The organism is Rhizobacter sp. J219, assembly GCF_024700055.1.
GTDB lineage: Bacteria > Pseudomonadota > Gammaproteobacteria > Burkholderiales > Burkholderiaceae_C > Rhizobacter.
In genome coordinates this window covers 5,229,042-5,249,241 of record NZ_JAJOND010000001.1, presented here as the reverse complement: position 1 = coordinate 5,249,241, position 20,200 = coordinate 5,229,042, and the positions used below count along the sequence as shown (strand labels likewise).

The following is a 20,200-nucleotide window of genomic DNA, read 5'->3' as shown; positions in this document are numbered from 1 at the left end:
CCCTCGAAAGCCGCAGTGCCCTGCAAGGGGCCTGCGGCTTTTTTCGCTACTCGATCGGGGTCAGCTTCGCCACCGAGAGCGCCAGCCACTTCATCCCGTGGCGACCGAAGTTGACCTGCGCCCGCGCGTCGTCGCCGGTGCCTTCGAGCGTGACCAGCACGCCCTCGCCGAACTTGGTGTGGAAGACGCTCTGGCCGGTGCGCAAGCCGTGGCTGCTCTTGGTGACCGGACCGGCCGACGCCGCGGCGCGCGGTGCGACGTTGCCCGCGCCGACGATGGAGCCCAGGCCTGAACCTTTGGCCCACGCCGACTGGTACTCGCGCGCAAAGCCCGAACCGAAGCCCTGGTTGCGCGGCGTGATCCAGCGCAGAGCGCTCTCGGGCAGCTCGTCGAAGAAGCGGCTCTTGATGTTGTAGCGCGTCTGCCCGTGCAGCATGCGGGTCTGGCTGAAGCTCAGGTACAGGCGCTTGCGGGCGCGCGTGATCGCCACATACATCAGGCGGCGCTCTTCTTCCAGGCTCTTCACGTCCGACATGCTGTTCTCGTGCGGGAAGAGGCTTTCTTCCAGCCCGGTGATGAAGACGGCGTCGAACTCCAGCCCCTTGGCCGCGTGAACCGTCATCAGCTGGACGGCGTCCTGCCCGGCCTGGGCCTGGTTGTCGCCGGCTTCGAGGGATGCATGGGTGAGAAAAGCCGCGAGCGGCGACATGATCTCGCCCGTCTCGGCATCGGGGGCCATGTCGGCGGCTGCGGCTTCGCGCTGCTCGTCGATGGGCAACGCGACCGCATCCTTGCCGAAACCTTCCTGCGTGACGAAGGCCTCGGCAGCGTTGACCAGTTCCTCAAGGTTCTCGATCCGGTCCTGGCCTTCCTTGTCGGCCTTGTAGAAGTCGATCAGGCCACTTTCGTGCAGCACGTGCTCGATGATCTGGCGCAGGTTGAGGCCCTTGGTGGCCTCGCGCATCGCGTCGATCAGCGCAACGAAGGCCTGCAGGTTGCCGCCACCCTTGCCGGGCACCGCCGTCACGCTCTGCGACAGGCTGCGCCCGCTCTGGCGTGCAGCGTCCTGCAGCAGCTCGATCGTGCGCGCGCCGATGCCGCGCGTGGGGAAGTTCACCACCCGCAGGAAGCTCGTGTCGTCGTTCGCGTTCTCGATCAGGCGCAGATAGGAGAGCGCATGCTTCACTTCGGCCCGCTCGAAGAAGCGCAGGCCGCCATACACCTTGTAGGGCACGCCGGCGTTGAAGAGCGCACTTTCGATCACCCGGCTTTGCGCGTTGCTGCGGTAGAGCACCGCGATGTTGCTGCGGTCGGTGCCGTCGCGGTGCAGCTGGCGGGCTTCGTCCACCATCCACTGCGCCTCGGCGAAATCGCTGGTGGCCTCGAACACCCGCACCGGCTCGCCGGGGCCGGCTTCGGTGCTGAGGTTCTTGCCCAGGCGGTCGGCGTTGTGCGAGATCAGCTCGTTGGCCGCGTCGAGGATGTTGCCGTAGGAGCGGTAGTTGCGCTCCAGCTTGATCAGCTGCTCGACGCCGAACTCATGCTCGAAGGCCTTCATGTTGCCGACCTGCGCGCCGCGGAAGGCGTAGATGCTCTGGTCGTCGTCGCCGACGGCGAACACCGCGGTCTGCGGGCCGGCGAACATCTTGAGCCACGCGTACTGCAGGCGGTTGGTGTCCTGGAACTCGTCGACGAGGATGTGGCGGAAGCGTGCGCGGTAGTGCTCGCGCAGGGCGGCGTTGTCGCGCATCAGCTCGTAGGTGCGCAGCATCAGCTCGGCAAAGTCGACCACCCCCTCGCGCTGGCACTGCGCTTCATACGCTTCGTACACCTGCACCATCACGCGGCTCATCTCGTCGCGCACGTCCACGTCTTTCGGGCGCAGGCCTTCTTCCTTGCTGCCGGCGATGAACCACGTCACCTGCTTGGGCACGTAGCGCTCTTCGTCCAGGTTCATCGCCTTGATGACCCGCTTGACGGCCGAGAGCTGGTCGCTCGAATCGAGGATCTGGAAGCCTTGCGGCAAGTTCGCCAGCTTCCAGTGCGCGCGCAGGAAACGGTTGCAAAGCCCGTGGAAGGTGCCGACCCACATGCCGCGCACCGGCACCGGGAGCATCGCGGCCAGGCGCGTGAGCATCTCCTTGGCCGCCTTGTTGGTGAAGGTCACCGCCATCACGCCACCCGGCGTGAGCTGGCCGGTCTGGATCAGCCAGGCGATGCGCGTGGTGAGCACGCGCGTCTTGCCCGAGCCTGCGCCGGCAAGGATGAGCGCCGGCTTCGCCGGCAGCGTGACGGCCGCCAGCTGCTCGGGGTTGAGCCCGCGCAGCAGCCCTTGCGGTTCGTGGCCGGTGGGCGCGTCTTCCGAGGCGTGGGGTGAAAAAAGAGGCAGGTTGGCGGTCATCGACACATTCTAGGAAACCACCCCCGGCATGCTTCCTGCCATCACCCTTGGATGCCCTCGATGCCACGATTCCAGAAACCCTCCCTCGGCCTCGCCCTGCAAGGCGGCGGTGCGCACGGTGCCTTCACCTGGGGCGTACTCGACCGCCTGCTCGAAGCCGGGCACTTCCACATCACCGCGATCAGCGGCACCAGCGCCGGTGCGATGAACGCGATCGCACTCGCCGACGGCTGGCGGCGCGGCGGCGCCGATGGCGCGCGCGATGCGCTCGGCCGCTTCTGGACGGCCATCGGCACCCGCGTGCCCTTCGACCTGCTGACCTCAGGCGACGCCGCCAAGCCCGGCCTGAACGCCGCCGCCCGCGCGCTGATGCACTGGACGCGCCTGCTCTCGCCCTACCAGTTCAATCCGCTGGGCACCAACCCCTTGCGCGAGGTGCTGCAGGAGCAGATCGACTTCGAGGGCCTGCGTGCGGCCAGCCCGATCGCGCTGCACATCGCCGCCACGCACGCCAACACCGGGCGGCTGCGGCTCTTCGACGAGCGCGAGCTGAGCGTGGACGCCGCGCTCGCCTCGGCCTGCCTGCCCACGCTTCACCACGCGGTGGTGATCGACGGCGAGCCCTACTGGGATGGCGGCTACAGCGCCAACCCCGCGCTCTTCCCCCTCGTGCGCAGCCGCATCGACGAGCTTCGTGATCGTGTCGCTCACCCCGTTTCACTACCCGCGCACGCCGAAGAGCGCCGACGAGATCCAGGCGCGTGCGCTCGAGTTCGCGTTCAACGCCACTTTCCTGCGCGAAGCGCGCACGCTGGCCGAAGCCTGCGCCGAGGCGCGGCAGTCCACCTGGCCCTTCATCGGTGCTCTGGAGCGGCGACTGCGCCGGCTGCACCTGCACCTGATCGACGCCCACGAAGAGCTGGGCGAACTGGCCGGCGAAACGCGGCTGATCGCGCACCTGCCCTTCCTGGAGAACCTGCGCGACCTCGGGCGAGCGCGCGCCGAGCGTTGGCTCGCCGCGCATGCTGGTGATGTCGGCCGACGCTCCAGCATCGACCTGGCCGCCCTTTACGCCCCTGTTTAGGTGCCGTAGAGGCGCAGGAACAAGTCCACCGCCTCCACCGCACGCGCCTGCATCCGGCGCGGCGTGGGCGCCGGCATGCGGCCGAGCAGGCGCTCGATCTGCCAGTCGCGCAAGGTGAGCGCGATCAGCACGTCGGCTTCGTTCCTGCCCGCTTCGGTGAGCAGGCCGTGTGACCGTGCATGAGCGAAATACTGCGCCAGCAACGCCACCATCGCGTCGCGGCCATTCGTGCGCAGCGACTCGCCCATCTCGCCCTTCTCGGCCAGGTGCACCGCGCCGCGGTTGATCGCCACCGATTTGTCAGACGACAGAAGTTCGAGCAAGGCCTTGCAGAAGCGCTCCAGCGTCTTGCGCAGCGACGCCGCGTCGGGCGTGCCCGCCAACCCATCGCGCAACACCTGGGCCATGTCGCCCGCGTTGCCCTGGATCAGCTCGGCCAGCAGCGCCGACTTGCTGCCGAACCAGGCATAGAGCGTCTCCTTCGACATGCCCAGGGCCTGGGCCAAGGCCAGCATCGAGAAACCGGCCAGGCCACGTTCGACGATGAGGCGGTTGGCGGTGTCCAGCACTTCCAGGCGGCGTTCGGGGGTTTGGCGCATGCCGGCATTGTGTCGCATGCCGTACTTGGTGGTACGATTTTGCAACCGTACCAAACGGTACGGATTTAACTCAGGGAGCCAACATGACCGAACCCACCACCGCCTACCGCCTCAGCACCGTGCTGGCCACCCTGCTGCTGGGCCTGATGGCGGGCTTCTTCTTCGCCTTCTGGGTCGACGTGGCGCCCGCGATGGCCCAACTCGACGCGCAGGGCTATGTCACCACCCAGCAGTGGATCAACAAGGTGGTGCGCAACATCCCCTTCGGCATTGCCTACTTCGGCTCGACCTTTTTTGCCGCGGTGCCGGCGGCATTTGCCGTGGCCAACCGGCAGTGGCGCGCGGCCTTCGCCTGGGCCGCACTGGCCATCGCCTACTTCACGGGTGTGTTCTGGTTCACCCGCAACGTGAACATCCCCATCAACGAGGCGATGGCGCTGTGGAACCCGGCGGCTGCGCCGGCCGACTGGGCGCAGCAGCGCGACGTGTGGAACGAGGCCAACGCGCAGCGCACCGGCGTGGCCGTGGCGTGCTTCCTGGTGGCACTGGTGCTGATGGCCTTCCCGTCACTCGGCGCGCGCATCACCCCGCAGCATGCGGCCGCGGATGCGTGACAAGGCCACGGGCGTGATGCCGAGGTACAGCGCGATGTCTTGCTGCGCAATGCGTTTCGCGAGGGCAGGTTCTTCATGCAGAAAGAGCCGGTAGCGCTGCTCGGGGCTCAGCATCAGCAGCTCGCGCTCGCGCTTTTCCTTGCGCCGCCCGTAGTGCTCGATGCCGGCACGCAGCGCCTTCTGCCACGCCAGGTGCCGCTCGCCGGATTCCGAGGATGCGCGGGTAGCTGAGCGGCTCCACCACGCTCGTTTCCAGCGCCACCGCGGTGAAGCTCGTGCGCCCGCCCGGCAACAGGGCAGCGAGGCTCGCGAAGAAGCCGCCTTCGGGGATGAAGGACTTGATGCGCTCGCTGCCGTCTTCGCGCAGGTAGGCGAGCTTGAAGAGGCCGCGCCGCACGACACACAGCCAGGGCCACGGCGCATCGGTCTCGAAGAGGGCGTCGCCGGCCGCGAGCGTGCGGGGCTGCACTTCGTCGGCAAAGGCGGCCCAGTCGGGCAGCGGCCCACCGGCGAGGTGTTCGAGCAGGGGCTGGGATGCGAGCGTGTGCATGCCTGCACGGTAGCGCAGCCCGCTCTTAACCGCGGATAACGACAAACCCCCAGGCCGACTTTTAAGGTTGATCCATGCAAGTCAAACTCAATCGACAGACGCTAGCCCTGGGCGACGAACAGGCGCAGACCCCCATCCTATGGTGGCTGCGCGAAGACCGCGGCCTCACCGGTACCCGCTACGGCTGCGGCCAGGGCGTGTGTGGCGCCTGCACTGTGCACCTGGACGGCCAGGCCGTGCGCTCGTGCATCACACCATGCGGCGCGGCCGACAAACGCGAGCTCACCACCATCGAAGGCCTGGCGCGTGGCAACGTGCTGCACCCGGTGCAGCAGGCGTGGCTGGAGCTCGCCGTGGCGCAATGCGGCTACTGCCAGAGCGGCCAGATCATGGGCGCCGCGGCCCTGCTGGCCAGCACACCCAACCCGAGCGACGAGCAGATCGATGCCGCGATGGCCGGCCACCTGTGCCGTTGCGGCACCTACGAGCGCGTCCGCGCCGCCATCCACCGCGCAGCACAGATCGCACGCACCGGAGGCGCACGATGAGCACCATGCTGACGCGCCGCGCGCTGCTGGCTGCCGGCGGCATCACCGTCGGCTTCGGTCTCGGGGGCTGCTCGCTGATCCCGCCCATCCCCAAGCGCCCCACCCCGACGCTCGACGACGCCCTCGGCTGGATTCATCGCACCCCCGAAGGCCGCTTCGTGCTGTGGTGCCCGCGGGTCGAGATGGGCCAGAACGTGCTCGGGGGCCTGCGCCGCATTGCCGCGCTGGAACTGGGCGTGGGCGAAGAGGCGGTCGACGTGCGCATCCCCGGCACCGGCGACATCGGGCGCGTGAAAGGCACCGTCGGCAGCGACTCGGTGCGCGAGCTGCTGGTGCCGCTGGCCACGGCCTGCGCGCGCCTGAGCGACGAGATGAAGGCGCGGGGTGTCGAGCCGCCGCCCTTGCGGGCCATCAGCGCGCTGCGCCAACCGGCCAGCTTGCCTCACGTGGTGCAGCCGCAGCACCACGCGCTCGTGACTGGCGCGCCCGTCTTCGCCGCCGACGTTCGCCTGCCCGGCATGCTGCACGCGACCGTGCTGCGCCCACCCTGGCGCCAGGAGCTCGGCGTCGAACTCGTCGGCTGGAACCGCGAGGCCGTGCAGGCCGTGCCCGGCTTCGTGGCCCAGCTCTCGCTGCCCGGGATCGACGGGCCGCTGCTGGTCGGCCAACATCCGCAGGCGTTGTTCGCGATGCGTGCCGCAGCGGCGGTGCGCTGGAAGAAGCCCGCCCGCACCGCCGACCCCGAACGCATGGTCGACATCGACGCCGTGCTCGCAAAGGGCCGCTTCACGAAGGACAGCGGCCAGGTCCAGGACGGCCCCTGGACGGTCGACCTGCGGCTCGACGTGCCGATGGCCGCCCATGCCGCCATCGAGCCGCGTTGCGCGGTCGCCCGCTTCGGCATCGCCGCCGACGGCCAGGAGACGCTCGACCTCTGGTGCGGCACGCAAGACCCCTTCTTCATGCGCGACGTGATGGCACGCGACCACGGCTTGCCCGTCGAGCGCATCACGGTGCACAACCAGCGACTGGGCGGCGGCTTCGGCGGGCGCACCGTGGCGCTGATCGAGCGCGAGGCGGCGTATGCCGCGCGGGCGATGAAAGCGCCCGTCAAGCTGCAATGGACGCGCGAAGACGAGTTCACCGGCGGCTTCCACCGGCCACCGTCTTCACATCGTGTGAAGGTCCGGGTCGGTGAAGACGGCCTCGTCTCCGACTGGTGGCACGCGCTGTCCAGCTCGCACGTGATCTTCACCTCGGCCGGCATGCCGCCGTGGATGCAGACCGTCACCGATTTCGTCGGCGACGCCGGCACCGCGCGCGGACAGCACGCGCCGTATGCCTTCACGCGCCAGCGCCGCTCGATGCAGCTCACGCGCGTGCCCCTGGCCACCGGCCCCTGGCGCGGGCTCGGCGCCGGTCCGAACGTGCTGGCGATCGAAGCAGCCATGGATGCGGCCGCGCGGGCCAGCCGGCAGGACCCGGTGGCGTTTCGCCTGCGCCACCTCGCCAACGCGCCGGCGGGCGAACACCTCGCCGACCCGGCACGCCTCGCCGTCGTGCTGCAGCGTGCCGCCGACCGCGCGAAGCGCGACGCGCCTCGGATCGCTAGCGCAGGCGAGCGAGTGGGCCGGGGGTCGCCTGCGGGGTGTACAAGGGGCTGAGCGTGGTCGCCGCCGTCGCCGAGGTGGTGATCAGCGCAGAGCGCATCCGCGTCACGGGCCTGTGGTGCAGCCACGATTGCGGCGCGATGGTCGATCCCCGCAGCGTGCGCGCGCAGGTCGAGGGCAACCTCGTGTGGAGCTTGAGCCTCGTGCTCTTCGACCAGCTCACGGCCCCCGAGGCCCGCGCTGCGCAGACCGGCTTCGCCGACTACGCCTTGCCCCGCATCACCGACATGCCCGTGCTCGACATCGACCTCGTTGCGAGCGACAAGCCGCCGAGCGGTGCCGGCGAAGCGGCCATCGTGGCGGGGGCCGGTGCCATCTACAACGCCATCGCGGCGGCCACCGAGAAGCAACCAAGCCGCCTGCCGATCACCCCAGCCGACCTTGCCTAAACCGTGGCTTTTGACCGCACTCGCACAGGACCGGCTGCGTAGAATGCGCCACCGGGCCCAAATTTGGCGCCCGGTTTTTTGTTTCTGCCCCGCCCTTCGCCGGCGGCCTCGCGGAAGACCGGGACCAGTCAAGCGCTCGCAGCCATTGGGCCGCGCACTGCACAACGCGCCGCTCCTTCGATCTGTGACCCATCAGGAGCCTTGACATGGAAATCTTCGACTACGACAACATCCTCTTGCTGCCGCGCAAATGCCGCGTGGAGAGCCGTTCCGAGTGTGACCCGTCCATGCCGTTCGGTCGGCACACCTTCAAGCTGCCGGTCGTGCCGGCCAACATGAAAACGGTGATCGACGAGCCCATCTCGGAATGGCTCGCCGCCAACGGCTACTTCTACGTGATGCACCGCTTCGACATCGACAACCTCGCCTATGCGAAGCGCATGCGCGACAAGGGCCTGTACGTGTCGATCAGCTCGGGCGTGAAGGCCGAGGACTTCAAGGTCATCGACCGCCTGGCCGCGGAGGGCGTGGGCGCCGACTACATCACCATCGACATCGCACACGGCCATGCCGAGAGCGTGCGCAAGGCCATCGAGCACATCAAGCAGAAGCTGCCCGACACCTTCGTGATCGCCGGCAACGTGGCCACACCCGAAGCGGTGATCGACCTGGAGAACTGGGGCGCCGACGCGACCAAGGTGGGCGTGGGCCCGGGCAAGGTGTGCATCACCAAGCTCAAGACGGGCTTCGGCACCGGCGGCTGGCAGCTGAGCGCGCTCAAGTGGTGTGCGCGTGTGGCCACCAAGCCCATCATTGCCGACGGCGGCATCCGCGACCACGGCGACATCGCCAAGAGCGTGCGCTTCGGCGCGGCGATGGTGATGATCGGCTCGCTCTTCGCCGGGCACGAAGAGTCGCCGGGCAAGACGGTCGAAGTCGACGGCAAGCTCTTCAAGGAGTACTACGGCTCGGCCAGCGACTTCAACAAGGGCGAGTACAAGCACGTGGAAGGCAAGCGCATCCTGGAGCCCATCAAGGGCAAGCTTGCCGACACGCTGCGCGAGATGCGCGAAGACGTGCAGAGCTCCATCAGCTATGCCGGCGGCACCAAGCTCGCCGACATCCGCAAGGTCAACTACGTGATCCTCGGCGGCGACAACGCCGGCGAGCACCTGCTGATGTAAGGGCGGGGTCGTGCTCATCGGACGGCGGTGTTACAGCGACGGGCTGTGGCACCATCCAAGCCTCAGAAGAAGCAGCCACGGGAGAGGCGCACATGAGACTTCCGATTCGATTTGCAGCAACGGCCGGCGTGATGACGGCATTGTTGGCCGCCTGCGGGGGCGGCTCGTCGCAAAGCGATACCAATGGCTCAACCGGGCAGGTTCGGCTCCTCAATGCCACTGATTCGCCGGTCGATCTCTACCGTGAGGAGGCAAAGCTGGGCGCCTCGGTTCCCTCCGGAAGCGCAGGGAGCTACACGGCACTTCCGGCGACAGGCCACTTTCTCCAGACCCGTCGGCCAGCCGCCACGGGCACGCTGACAGGAGGCGGCTACCTCGTCGATCCCGGGCGCCGCTACACGCTGGTGGCCTACCGCACGGGAAATGCCGACGGAGCAGCCTATATCGACGAATCCGCAGAAGCGCCCATACTCGCCGCGGCCAAGCTGCGGGTGTTCAACACCTCCGGTGAAACCGGGCCTGTCGATGTCTACATCACACCAGCCTCGCAGAACATGGGCATGGCGCCGCGCGTGTTCACCGGCATCTCGGCGCCAACGTTCAGCGCGTTCACACAACTGCCAGCGGGCAACTACCGTATCCGCGTGACCGCCGCCGACGATCCAGCCGGCATCCGGCTTGACCTTCCTTCGGTCGCCCTCAGCAACGCAGAGGTGTACACGCTGGTCTTGACGCGCACCCCAGGCGGCGTCCTCACGCACGGCCTGCTGCACCGACACCAGGCGTCCCTGCTGGCACTCGGAAACACCTCAGCCCGCGTGCGGGTCGTGGCAAGCATGACGTCGCAAGGCACGCAGGTGTCGGCCCGTCTTGGCGGGACCACCCACACGCTGGTCTCACCGCAGATCGGCACCTACCAGCAGGTCCCAGCAGGCGTTTCGAGCATTGAGGTTCGGATGAACGGCGGGCCCGTGGTCGCCCGCACGGTAAACGTCGTGGCAGGTCACGATCTGACGCTGGTGTTGATGGGCTCGCCAAATGCTCCCGCACTGTCGGTGATCGAAGACGACAACGCATTGCCCGTGAGCACGACAGCAACAAAGCTAAGGCTCGTCAACGGGTTGAACGACCTGGCAAGCCCCCTCACGCTGATCCGCGATCACACCGTCATTGGCAGTTCAGACGTTCCACCAGGAGCAGCCTCCATCACGAGCCATCTGAGCGCCGCGGCACCTAGCTATGAGGTGTGGGCGCAAGGTTCGACGCAGGCTCTGCTGACAGGGCCGCTGGTGCTCGAGGGCAATCGGGTCTACACGTTGTTCGTGCTCGGCGATCGGGCCGGCAACTTCGGCGGAGAGCTGATCGCCGACCGATAGTGGCTGGTCGCCTTACAGCGAGACCGGCCCCTGGATCTGCGCCTGCCCGGCCTCGCGGGCCTGCTGCTGGCGCACGCGGTCGATGTACTGCTGGCTCTTGGCCAGCTCGCCGGCCATGATGGTGTTGTTCTGCCCCATCGCCGCAATCGCCTTGGAGCGGAAGGTGTCCATCGCGTCCATCGCCTTGTAGGTCTGGTCGAACATCTCCTTGATCTTGTCGATGCCGAGCATGGGGTTGCTCGCGAACTCGGCGGTCTTGTCGACGTGGCTGTTGAGCTGGCGGCCCGTCTCGGTGATGAGGTTGCCGATGGTCGTGTTCACGCCCTGCAGCATCTCCATCACCTGCACCTGATTGCCGGTCGCACGCGCCACCGTCTGGGCCACGGCCAGCGCGCTCATGCCGGTGGTGGCGACGCGGCTGCAGCCGTTCATCATTTCGCGGCCGGTCTTCTTCAGCACGTCGAGCGCGAGGTAGCCGTTCACGCACACCGCCTGTTGCGTCAGGATGTCGGCCAGGTTCTGGCGGGCGTAGAAGAGCACTTCCTGTTCGAGTGCGTTGGCGCGCTGCGGGTCGGTGGCCTTCAGCGATTGCACCCGCTCGGCCAGGCGCGCATCGAGGCTGGTCGCGAACTGCGCGGCAGCGGCCAGCTTCTGCATCGCCTCCCACAGCTTGGTGCGGGTGGCTTCGATGTCGACGATGTCTTTCTGCACATCGTCGCGCGCTTCGTAGAGCTGGCTCATCGACTTCTGCAACTGGCTGCCCGCGCTCTCGAACTTGCGGAAATAGGCCTTGAGTTTGTTGCCGAAGGGGATGAAGCCCAAGAGCTTGTTGGGCGCGAGCAGGTCGCCTTCGTTGCCGGGGTTGAGCTTGTCGAGGTGACCGCGGATGTCGGCAATCGCCTTGTAGGCGGCAGTCTCCTCGGCGCCGATGAAGTTGCGCTGCAGGAAGCGGCCCTGCATCAGGCCGGCCGCATTCGAGATCTCCTCGCGACCGAGCGCGAAGGCGCTGTCGAGCTTGTGCTTGAACTCGGCGCTGTGCACGTCTTCGCTCATGAGGGCGTCGATGAAGCGCATCACCTGGTCGTCGACCGCCTTGGCCACCTCGGGCTTGAGCGGCACCGCGGTGCGCGTGGCCTCGGCCGGCACGGGCGTGATGACCTCGGGCGGGGTGAGCTGGAAGTTGGGCACGCCGGCGTAGGCGACGGTGGGGGGTGTCTTCAGGGCCGTTCATTGCTTGGGCTCCGCTGCGGTTTGAATCTCAGGGGCGGCAAGCGAGGGCTTGCCGAACTTGTCATGCAGGAATCGCGAATGGACGAGGAAGGCCTGGGCGTCCTGGCTGGCGAGGTCGTCGGCCAGCTGCTTCACCTTGGTCTCCAGCTCGGTGAGGGTATCGCGGAAGATGTCTTGCGCCGTCTTGCCATCGTGCAGCACGCGGCTGGCGGCGTACTGCGGCGGAATCGACAGATACGCCTTCAGCGCATCGGGCAGGTAGGAGATGGCGATGTGGCGGGCGTGGAAGCCCTCCTGCATCGACAGCACGCCCTGGCTGCGCTCCCACTGCCTGAGCAGCCCATCGAGCGACTTGCACAGGTCGAGCGCCTTGGCCTGGAGGCTCGCGGGCAGGCGGTTCTCGGGGTTGTATTCGACGAGGCCGCGCACCCCGGCGAGGGCTCGCGTCATGGCTTCGCGCGCATCGCCTTCGTCGCTGAACTCGAGGGCGTCTTCCCACATGGGGCCGGAGAGCTTGGGAAAGCCCAGCCACAGGCCGCCGATCACGAAACCCGCCACGTAGCCACCGAAGGCCAGCGGCAGGCCGGCGATGCCGATGAGGTTGAGCGCCTTCAGCACCAGCACGAGAGTGGCAAGGCCGAGGCCGCACCAGTTGGCGGGGCTCAGCAGGATGCGGGCGAGTCTGTCCATCACTGCACGGTGCTCACTGGTAGGCGCGGATGTCCTTGAACACCGCATAGAGCGGCGTCTTGCGCGCATCGAAGACCTTGCCGCCGGTGGTCTGGACGAGCGCTTTCAGGTCAGCCTCCTTCGCCTCGCCGAAGAGCACCATGAAGACCGGGATGCCGCGCACGTCTTCCGGCAGCGCGGCATACGCCTGCTGGAACTGTTCGAGGCTTCGGCCCTTGGTGTTTTCGCCGTCGGTGAATGCCACCACCGAGTACTGGTAGTTCGGGTTCTTCTGCTTCTGCTCCAGCATGTGCTTGAGCGCGGCCAGCACGCTGTCGTAGAGCGCGGTGCCGCCGGTCATGCGCAAGCCGTCGGCATAGGCACGCACCTCGGCCAGCACCGCCTGCTTGGCCTCGGAATCCTCCTGCACCTGCACGCCCTTCGCCTGCGGGCGGCCGGTGGGGATCTCGAAGTAGGTCATGCGCCAGGGCTGGTCGCTGAAGGGCAGCATCCACACCTTCTCGCGGTTGGTGAGCTTGGCGAGCCGCCCGGTGAGCGAGCTGTCCGCGCCGGCCACGTAGTGCAGCGCCTGGATGAGCTGCGCACGGCGGCCGTGGCCGTCCATGCTGCCGCTGGTGTCGAGCACGAAGGTGCTGGCGATCGGGCGGCGGAATTCGTTCAAGTAGGCGTCGATCAGGCCATCGGCCAGGGCGCGGTCGGGCGAGAACGGCAGCTCGATGCGCATGCCCTCCTTCGGCAGCAGGTCGGCCACGATTGCCGCCACCTCGGCGTTGATCGGGCGGCGCAGGGTCTGGCGGGCCAGCCATTTCTGCGCGTCGGCGCCCTTGAGGTAGGCCACGACCTTCAGGTAATCGTCGCGGCGATCGTCCTTCAGCAGCATGAAGGGGTAGTCGGCGGTCGCCACGCCCTCGTGCGGGTAGACCAGCACCAGCTTCTCGCGCAGCTTGCTGCCGTTGTTGAGCGAGAGCAGCCAGCTCTCGTAGTTGATGAAAGCGTTGACCTGCGACGGGTTGTTGCCTTGCTGTTCGAGGAACTTCTCGGTGAGGTAGGTGGAGTTGTCGCCGGGCAGCTTGTAGCCCTTGAGGAAACCCGCAATGGCGGCACGGTTCACGTCGGCAGCGGTGAGCGCTTCGGACTTCTGGCTGGCCGCGGCCACCACACCCATCAGCGCCATGAAGCCCTGATTCGAGGTGGCGGGGTTCGACAGCGCGTAGCGCAGCTTGCCCTGCGAGGCCGCCTGCGTGATTTCGCGCCAGCCGACTTTCGCGGCGGTGGCTGGGTCGTCCCAGCCGAGCTGCTTGGCCGCGGTCTGGTTGAGGCCGACGGCAATGGGCGACAGCATGATCTTTTCTTGCAGCTTCACGCGGGCCTGGCCCTGCGGGTCGCTCAGCAGGTACTTGGCGTTGGCGAACCAGGCGGCGTGCGCGGGGGTCGAGCCGCTCAGCACGGCCTCGGTGCTTTCCATCGTGCCGCCCCAGACAAAGCGCAGGCGAACGCTGGTCGCCTTCTCGACCATCTCTTCCAGCGGCTGCGCATCTTTCAGGTCGGTCGTGGCGAGCACGGTGAAGACCGGCTTGCTGCTGTCGGCCGCCTTGGGTGCATCGGCAGAGTCTTTCTTGTCGCAGGCGGTCAGCGACAGCACCGCCAGCACGAGCGACAAAAGAGAGCCTCCCAGGATTCTTTTCATTGCGACATCTCCTTGGCCACCGCCTCGATCATCTCGGCCATCAGCTCGAAGGCTGGCGGGTCGATCACCTGCGTCACGCGTTCTTCGACGGCCAAGCCGGTCGGTTTGACGGCCTCCATGAAGAGGCCGGTGTCGGCCACGCGAAAGCCATAGCTCACCGCGATGCGTTGCAGGTCGACGTTGCGCGCCAGCAGGTCGGCCAGCGCCTTCGCCTTCTCGCTGGCCGCGATGAACACCACCTTGTTGACGATGGTCGGCTGCGGGTAGAGCAGCACCATCTCGGCGCCGATGCCGCGCTTGTCGAGCGCATAGGCGACGAGCTGGTTCTCGTAGATGAAGGCGAGCGGCGTCTTGCCGATGCCGATGGCCACGTAGTCGTCGAAGTTGCCGTTGACGTAGTTCTCTTGATAGCCCTGGCGCTTGAAGAGCTCGGCGAGCCTTGTGGCCAGAGGAATCGCCGTGGCGCGGTCTGTCACCACATCGCCATGCACCGCGTAGCTGGTGAGCGCTAGGTACATCGCCGCCGAGTTGCTGCGGCGCACGTCGGTGGTGGAGACGAGCACGCTGCGGCTCACGTCGTAGGCCGCGGCGTCCTTCAGGTCCTTCCAGCGCTTCTTGGCGAGCATCGCCTGGGTGAGCTTGGCCATGTCGACGCCGTAGATGCGCTCGCCGAGCGGCTTGGCCATGTCGTTGGCGACCAGGATCTTGGCCACCGGCGCCCAGCTCGCGATCACCATTGGCGTGTGGAAGGGCGAGGACTGGGCGACGCCGATACCGGCCTTGCGGGCAGCATCGCTGATCTGGTTGGCCGCCACCACACCTGAAGGGAACAGGAAGTCGGGCATCTGCCCCGCGACCACCTTGCCCGCCATCTCGCGGCTGCCCACGCGAACCACGCTCACCGGCAGGCGGTTGTCGGCCAGGATCTTCTTGACGCGCTCGTCCTTGAAGAAGGGCTCGACGTCGAGCGCGATCACGCCCTTCAGTTCGGTCACCGGCCCGAGGGCCTGCTCGGCGACCACGGCCTGCTGCCCGCGCAGGGCAAAAAACAAGGCCGCCGCAAACCCGGCCAGCAGCACCAGGGTCAACACCAGCTTGCTCATCTTGGACATGCGACAACCTCCACCTTGACGCGCCGCGAGCATAGCCTGCGCCGGGGTCTTGCCACGAGGGCGCCGCCTACAATTCAGGCATTCCCCGCTCTGCCCTTCGGCGCCTCTCGACCGGCGCTGGCCCTTTCTTTCCATGACAGAACTCGCCAAATCCTTCGAACCCACCGCCATCGAAGCCAAATGGGGCCCCTTGTGGGAACAAAGCGGCGCCTACGCACCCACGCTCGACCCGGCCAAGGAGTCGTTCTGCATCCAGCTGCCGCCGCCCAACGTGACGGGCACGCTGCACATGGGCCATGCGTTCAACCAGACCATCATGGACTCGTTGACGCGCTACCACCGCATGCGCGGGCACAACACGCTGTGGGTGCCCGGCACCGACCACGCCGGCATCGCCACGCAGATCGTGGTGGAGCGCCAGCTGGAGCAGCAGAAGCTCAGCCGCCACGACCTCGGCCGCAAGAACTTCGTCGCCAAGGTGTGGGAGTGGCGGCAAGTCTCCGGCTCGACCATCACCAACCAGATGCGCCGCATGGGCGACTCGGTGTCCTGGCAGCACGAGTACTTCACGATGGACGAGAAGCTCTCGAAGGTGGTGACCGACACCTTCGTGAAGCTCTACGAAGAAGGCCTGATCTACCGCGGCAAACGGCTGGTGAGCTGGGACCCGATCCTGAAGTCGGCCGTGTCGGACCTGGAAGTGGAGAGCGAGGAAGAGGATGGCTCTCTGTGGCACATCCGCTATCCGATTGACGGTTCGTCTGATTCGTTGGTGGTGGCGACCACCCGTCCCGAGACGATGCTCGGCGACACCGCCGTGATGGTGCACCCGGAAGACACGCGCTACACCCACCTCATCGGCCAGCAGGTGAAGCTGCCCATCACCGGCCGCCTGGTGCCGGTGATCGCCGACGAGTATGTGGACAAGGAATTCGGCACCGGCGTCGTGAAGGTCACGCCCGCGCACGACACCAACGACTACCAGGTGGGCCTGCGCCACAAGCTGCCCATGCTCACCATCTTCACGCTCGATGCGAAGGTCAACGACGAAGCGCCCGAGGCTTACCGAGGGCTGGACCGTTTCGTCGCCCGCAAGAAGATCGTCGAGCAGCTCGAAGCCGACGGCCTGCTCGTCGAAGTGAAGAAGCACAAGCTGATGGTGCCGCGCTGCGCGCGCACCGGCCAGATCATCGAGCCGATGCTGACCGACCAGTGGTTCGTGGCGATGACCAAACCCGGCGCGAATGGAAAGAGCATCGCCCAGGAAGCCATCGAAGCGGTGGAATCCGGCGACGTGAAGTTCGTGCCTGAGAACTGGGTCAACACCTACAACCAGTGGATGAAGAACATCCAGGACTGGTGCATCTCGCGCCAGCTCTGGTGGGGCCACCAGATCCCGGCCTGGTACGGCGACGGCGGCCAGCTCTTCGTGGCCCGTACAGAGGAAGAAGCCCAGGCGCAGGCCAAGGCGGCCGGCTACACCGGCCCACTGCGCCGCGACGAAGACGTGCTCGACACCTGGTATTCGTCGGCGCTCGTGCCCTTCTCCACCTTGGGATGGCCCGAGAAGACGATCGAGCAGGACCTCTTCCTGCCCTCTTCCGTGCTCGTGACCGGCTACGACATCATCTTCTTCTGGGTCGCCCGGATGATCATGATGACCAAGCACTTCACGGGCAAGGTGCCGTTCAGGCACGTCTACATCCACGGCCTGGTGCTCGATGCACACGGCAAGAAGATGAGCAAGTCGGAAGGCAACGTGCTCGACCCGGTCGACCTGATCGACGGCATCGAGCTCGCACCGCTGCTGGAGAAGCGCACGCAAGGCCTGCGCAAACCCGAGACCGCGCCCAAGGTGCGCAAGGCCACAGAGAAGGAATTCCCGGACGGCATTCCCGGCTACGGCGCCGATGCGCTGCGCTTCACCTTCGCCGCACTGGCCACGCTTGGCCGCAGCATCAACTTCGACACCAAGCGCTGCGAGGGCTATCGCAATTTCTGCAACAAGCTCTGGAACGCGACCAAGTTCGTGCTGATGAACACCGAGGGCCAGGACTGCGGCCTGAAGGAGCACACCAAGGCCGAGTGCGAGCCCGGCGGCGCCTTCCACGGCTACATGAGCTTCAGCCAGGCCGACCGCTGGATCGCGAGCGAGTTGCAGCGTGTGGAAGCGGCGGTGGCGCAGGGCTTCGAGGAGTACCGCCTCGACAACGTGGCCAACACGCTCTACCAGTTTGTGTGGGACGAGTACTGCGACTGGTACATCGAGATCGCCAAGGTGCAGATCCAGAATGGCAACGAGGCACAGCAACGGGCCACGCGCCGCACGCTGATCCGCACGCTCGAAGCGGTGCTGCGCCTGCTGCACCCGATTACGCCCTTCCTCACGGCGGAGCTGTGGGACACGGTGGCCCCGATCGCCGGCCGCAAGAACGCAGACACCATCGCGACGGCCCCCTACCCGACGCCGCAGATCGACCGCATCGACCCCAAGGCCGATGCATGGATGGCCAAGCTCAAGGGCCTGGTCACCGCCTGCCGTGCCCTACGTGGCGAGATGGGGCTGTCACCGAGCGACCGTGTGCCGCTCTATGCGATCGGCGACAACAGCTTCCTGAACGAAGCCGCAGCCGTGCTGAAGACGCTCGGCAAGCTGTCGGAAGTGAAGGTGTTCGACGACGAGGCCGCGTTCAGCGAGGCCACACGCCAGTCACCCGTGGTGGTAGCGGGCGAATCGCGCCTGGCGCTGCACGTGGAAATCGACGTCGCCGCCGAGACCGAACGCCTGAACAAGGAAATCAAGCGCCTGGACGCCGAGCCGCCAAGGCGACGGGCAAGCTGTCGAACGAATCGTTCGTCGCACGTGCCCCGGCCGAGGTGGTGGCGCAGGAGCGTCAGCGCATCGCCGACTTCACGGCTGCTCTTGAGCGGCTGCGAGATCAGTTGGGACGCCTGGGTCCGTCGTCCTGAACTCGCGCGGCGCCGGCGGCGTCGCCTGCAGCAGCTCGTCGATGCGCCGGGCCACGGCCCACGAGCTGCGCAGGCGCGACTCGCGCGTGGTGCTCGCCACACGCGGCGTGACCTGCAGCGTGTCCATGCCCTTGAGCGGGCGGCCGTCGTCGAGCGCCCCGGGCTCCAGGCTGTCGAGCCAGCAGGCAGAGAGACGACCGCTGATCAGCACATCGGCAAGCGCGCGCTCGTTGAATACGCCCGAGTGCGAGATGCTCACCATCACCTGGTTGGGCTTGCAGTAGGGCAGGAACCGCTCGCCCAGCAGGCCCTGGTAGCGGCTGAAGTAGTTGAGCTGCACGCAGACCGCATCGCTCGTCTCCAGCAGCTCGCGCAGGCCCAGCGGCGTGACACGCCAGCGCTCGAACACGTTGTCGCTCGCATGCAGCGAGGGGTCGTAGCCCACCATGCGCGAGCCGAAACCCGAGAGCATCTGCGCCATCGCCTTCGCTGCCGGCGGCATGCCGATCAGGCCCACGGTGCAGGCGCCAAGTTCACGGCCGACGAGCATGCCGTCGGCCCCTTCCACCGGCACGCGGCGCAGCAGCGAGAGCATCGCGCCGATCATGAACTCGGCCTCGGCCTGGGCGGTGGCGGTGGCACTGCGCACCACTTCCACACCGGCACGCGAGCAGGCTTCGAGGTCGACGTTCTCGGCACCGCCGCTCACGCGGCCGATCGCGCGAAGCACCGGCGCGTAGTGCAGCGCGGCGCCATCCAGCGCGACGAACGATGGAAGGATCAGCGCACGGACGTTGTAGAGCGACTGCCGGAATTCACGAAGATCGCGCGCCAGCTCAGGGGCATAGCGCACCGAATGCCGATCTGCCAGCCACTGCATGACCTCGGTTTCGAGCGGCTCGATGATGAGTATGTCCATGCATTCCCGGGGTCCCGACTGTCACAGAGCGCGTGACAGAATCTCCCGGAGACCCTTCCTCAGAACCACGATTGTAAGCAGATGTTAGTCACCAAAGCGATCTTCCCCGTGGCAGGACTTGGCACCCGCTTCCTGCCGGCGACAAAAGCACAACCCAAAGAGATGCTGCCGGTGGTCGACAAGCCACTCATCCAGTACGCCGTCGAAGAGGCCTACGCCGCGGGCGTGCGCGAGATGATCTTCGTCACCGGCCGCCACAAGCGCCCGATCGAAGACCATTTCGACATGACCTTCGAGCTGGAAGTCGCACTCGAACAGGCCAACAAGCAGGAGCTGCTCGAGGTGGTGCGCTCGGTCAAGCCCGACGACATGGAATGCATCTACGTGCGCCAGGCCCAGGCCCTGGGCCTCGGCCACGCCGTGCTGTGCGGCCAGAGGCTCATCGGCAAGGACCCATTTGCCGTGCTGTTGGCCGACGACCTGATGGTGGGTGACAAGCCGGTGCTCAAGCAGATGGTCGAGCAGTTCAACGAATGGCGCGTGTCGATTCTCGCTGTGCAGGAAGTGCCGGCCGAGCACACCCGCCGCTACGGCATCGTGGCCGGCACGCCCGTCAACGATCACCTGATGGACGTGAGCCGCATCGTCGAGAAGCCGGCCCCTGAAGTGGCGCCGTCACGCCTGGGCGTCGCGGGCCGCTACATCCTCACGCCGGGTGTCTTCCATGAGATCGCCAACCAGCCGCGCGGCGTGGGCGGCGAGATCCAGCTCACCGACGGCATCGCCGGCCTGCTGCGGCGCGAGAAGGTGTTTGCCTACCGCTACGAAGGCAAGCGCTACGACTGCGGCAGCAAGGAAGGCTTCCTGCAGGCCAACGTGGAACTGGCGTTGAAACACCCGGTGCTCGGCCCGGGCTTCCGCGACTACCTTCGCAGCGTCGAGATCTAACGTCGACGCAAGAAATGGGTGAACTCGTCGTTCGCCGCTGACTGCTCGACGAGTTCATTCCCCGTTTGCCGCGCAAACGCCTGGAAGTCGCGCATCGACCCCGGGTCGGTCGCCACCACCTTCAGGATCTCGCCGCTGTGCATGTCGGCGAGCGCCTTCTTGGCCTTGAGGATGGGCAGCGGGCAGTTGAGCCCGCGGGTGTCGAGTTCCTTGTGGAAGTCCATCTCGT

Annotated in this window: 17 protein-coding genes and 1 pseudogene; 9 read left to right on the top strand and 9 right to left on the bottom strand. The window is 66.9% G+C overall.

Translation table 11 applies throughout. The features are described 5' to 3' along the window. Positions 1-46: 46 nt before the first annotated feature. A complete protein-coding gene (locus tag LRS03_RS25050; RefSeq protein WP_257828963.1) occupies positions 47-2,401 on the bottom strand; it encodes a UvrD-helicase domain-containing protein in 2,355 nt (784 codons plus the stop codon). A 60-nt stretch (positions 2,402-2,461) separates the two neighbouring features. Between LRS03_RS25050 and LRS03_RS25045 the strand changes: the two genes are divergently transcribed. Beyond that, positions 2,462-3,433 (top strand): patatin-like phospholipase family protein, encoded by a 972-nt coding sequence (locus LRS03_RS25045; protein WP_257828962.1) that lies wholly within the window; start codon positions 2,462-2,464, stop codon positions 3,431-3,433. Positions 3,434-3,481: 48 nt separating this feature from the next. On the opposite strand, the gene LRS03_RS25040 is transcribed toward LRS03_RS25045, so the two are convergent. Further along, entirely contained in the window at positions 3,482-4,084 is a 603-nt protein-coding gene (locus LRS03_RS25040) for a TetR/AcrR family transcriptional regulator (RefSeq protein WP_257828961.1), read from the bottom strand. An 83-nt stretch (positions 4,085-4,167) separates the two neighbouring features. Here LRS03_RS25040 and LRS03_RS25035 point away from each other — a divergent pair, with 83 nt between their 5' ends. Continuing rightward, positions 4,168-4,698, top strand: a complete 531-nt coding sequence (locus tag LRS03_RS25035) for an anthrone oxygenase family protein (RefSeq protein ID WP_257828960.1) — start codon at positions 4,168-4,170, stop codon at positions 4,696-4,698. A gap of 73 nt (positions 4,699-4,771) precedes the next feature. Here LRS03_RS25035 and LRS03_RS25030 read toward each other — a convergent pair whose 3' ends face one another. Next, on the bottom strand, positions 4,772-5,248 hold the full coding sequence (locus LRS03_RS25030; protein ID WP_257828959.1) for a Crp/Fnr family transcriptional regulator: 477 nt from the start codon (positions 5,246-5,248) through the stop codon (positions 4,772-4,774). Between the two features lie 74 nt (positions 5,249-5,322). Between LRS03_RS25030 and LRS03_RS25025 the strand changes: the two genes are divergently transcribed. The 5 genes from LRS03_RS25025 (at position 5,323) to LRS03_RS25005 (ending at position 10,415) form a co-directional block, all read left to right on the top strand. Continuing rightward, positions 5,323-5,796: a (2Fe-2S)-binding protein gene (locus LRS03_RS25025; protein ID WP_257828958.1), complete on the top strand. Its 474-nt coding sequence runs from the start codon at positions 5,323-5,325 to the stop codon at positions 5,794-5,796. Continuing rightward, entirely contained in the window at positions 5,793-7,460 is a 1,668-nt protein-coding gene (locus LRS03_RS25020; RefSeq protein ID WP_257828956.1) for a molybdopterin cofactor-binding domain-containing protein, read from the top strand. The genes LRS03_RS25025 and LRS03_RS25020 overlap by 4 nt, the downstream gene beginning before the upstream one ends. A 2-nt stretch (positions 7,461-7,462) precedes the next feature. Beyond that, the gene (locus LRS03_RS25015) at positions 7,463-7,855 is read left to right on the top strand and encodes a molybdopterin cofactor-binding domain-containing protein (RefSeq protein ID WP_257828955.1); all 393 of its coding nucleotides are present in this window, start codon (positions 7,463-7,465) and stop codon (positions 7,853-7,855) included. A 206-nt stretch (positions 7,856-8,061) separates the two neighbouring features. Then, positions 8,062-9,039: a GMP reductase gene (locus tag LRS03_RS25010; protein WP_257828954.1), complete on the top strand. Its 978-nt coding sequence runs from the start codon at positions 8,062-8,064 to the stop codon at positions 9,037-9,039. 92 nt (positions 9,040-9,131) lie between these two features. Further along, positions 9,132-10,415 (top strand): DUF4397 domain-containing protein, encoded by a 1,284-nt coding sequence (locus LRS03_RS25005; protein WP_257828953.1) that lies wholly within the window; start codon positions 9,132-9,134, stop codon positions 10,413-10,415. Between the two features lie 12 nt (positions 10,416-10,427). Here LRS03_RS25005 and LRS03_RS25000 read toward each other — a convergent pair whose 3' ends face one another. From LRS03_RS25000 to LRS03_RS24985, 4 genes are read right to left on the bottom strand one after another with little or no spacing between them, the layout of a single operon-like run. After that, on the bottom strand, positions 10,428-11,603 hold the full coding sequence (locus LRS03_RS25000) for a toxic anion resistance protein (RefSeq protein ID WP_257828952.1): 1,176 nt from the start codon (positions 11,601-11,603) through the stop codon (positions 10,428-10,430). A 39-nt stretch (positions 11,604-11,642) separates the two neighbouring features. Next, complete coding sequence (locus tag LRS03_RS24995) at positions 11,643-12,335, bottom strand: hypothetical protein (protein WP_257828951.1); 693 nt, start codon at positions 12,333-12,335, stop codon at positions 11,643-11,645. A gap of 13 nt (positions 12,336-12,348) precedes the next feature. Next, on the bottom strand, positions 12,349-14,022 hold the full coding sequence (locus LRS03_RS24990; protein WP_257828950.1) for a VWA domain-containing protein: 1,674 nt from the start codon (positions 14,020-14,022) through the stop codon (positions 12,349-12,351). Then, positions 14,019-15,134: a hypothetical protein gene (locus LRS03_RS24985; protein ID WP_257828949.1), complete on the bottom strand. Its 1,116-nt coding sequence runs from the start codon at positions 15,132-15,134 to the stop codon at positions 14,019-14,021. Before LRS03_RS24985 ends, LRS03_RS24990 begins: the two co-directional genes overlap by 4 nt. A 133-nt stretch (positions 15,135-15,267) precedes the next feature. Between LRS03_RS24985 and LRS03_RS24980 the strand changes: the two are divergent. Beyond that, a pseudogene (locus LRS03_RS24980) lies at positions 15,268-18,104 on the top strand (valine--tRNA ligase). Here the strand turns inward: LRS03_RS24980 and LRS03_RS24975 are convergent. Next, positions 18,046-18,984, bottom strand: a complete 939-nt coding sequence (locus LRS03_RS24975; protein WP_257829689.1) for an NAD(P)-dependent oxidoreductase — start codon at positions 18,982-18,984, stop codon at positions 18,046-18,048. The pseudogene LRS03_RS24980 and the gene LRS03_RS24975 sit on opposite strands and share 59 nt — an antisense overlap. A gap of 120 nt (positions 18,985-19,104) precedes the next feature. Here LRS03_RS24975 and galU point away from each other — a divergent pair, with 120 nt between their 5' ends. Further along, positions 19,105-19,971 carry a UTP--glucose-1-phosphate uridylyltransferase GalU gene (galU, locus tag LRS03_RS24970; protein ID WP_257828948.1) on the top strand — a complete coding sequence of 289 codons (867 nt, stop codon included), beginning with the start codon at positions 19,105-19,107 and terminating at the stop codon, positions 19,969-19,971. Here galU and LRS03_RS24965 read toward each other — a convergent pair. Further along, on the bottom strand, positions 19,968-20,195 hold the full coding sequence (locus tag LRS03_RS24965; RefSeq protein WP_257828947.1) for a sulfurtransferase TusA family protein: 228 nt from the start codon (positions 20,193-20,195) through the stop codon (positions 19,968-19,970). The two genes, galU and LRS03_RS24965, sit on opposite strands and share 4 nt — an antisense overlap. Between the last annotated feature and the right edge of the window lie 5 nt (positions 20,196-20,200).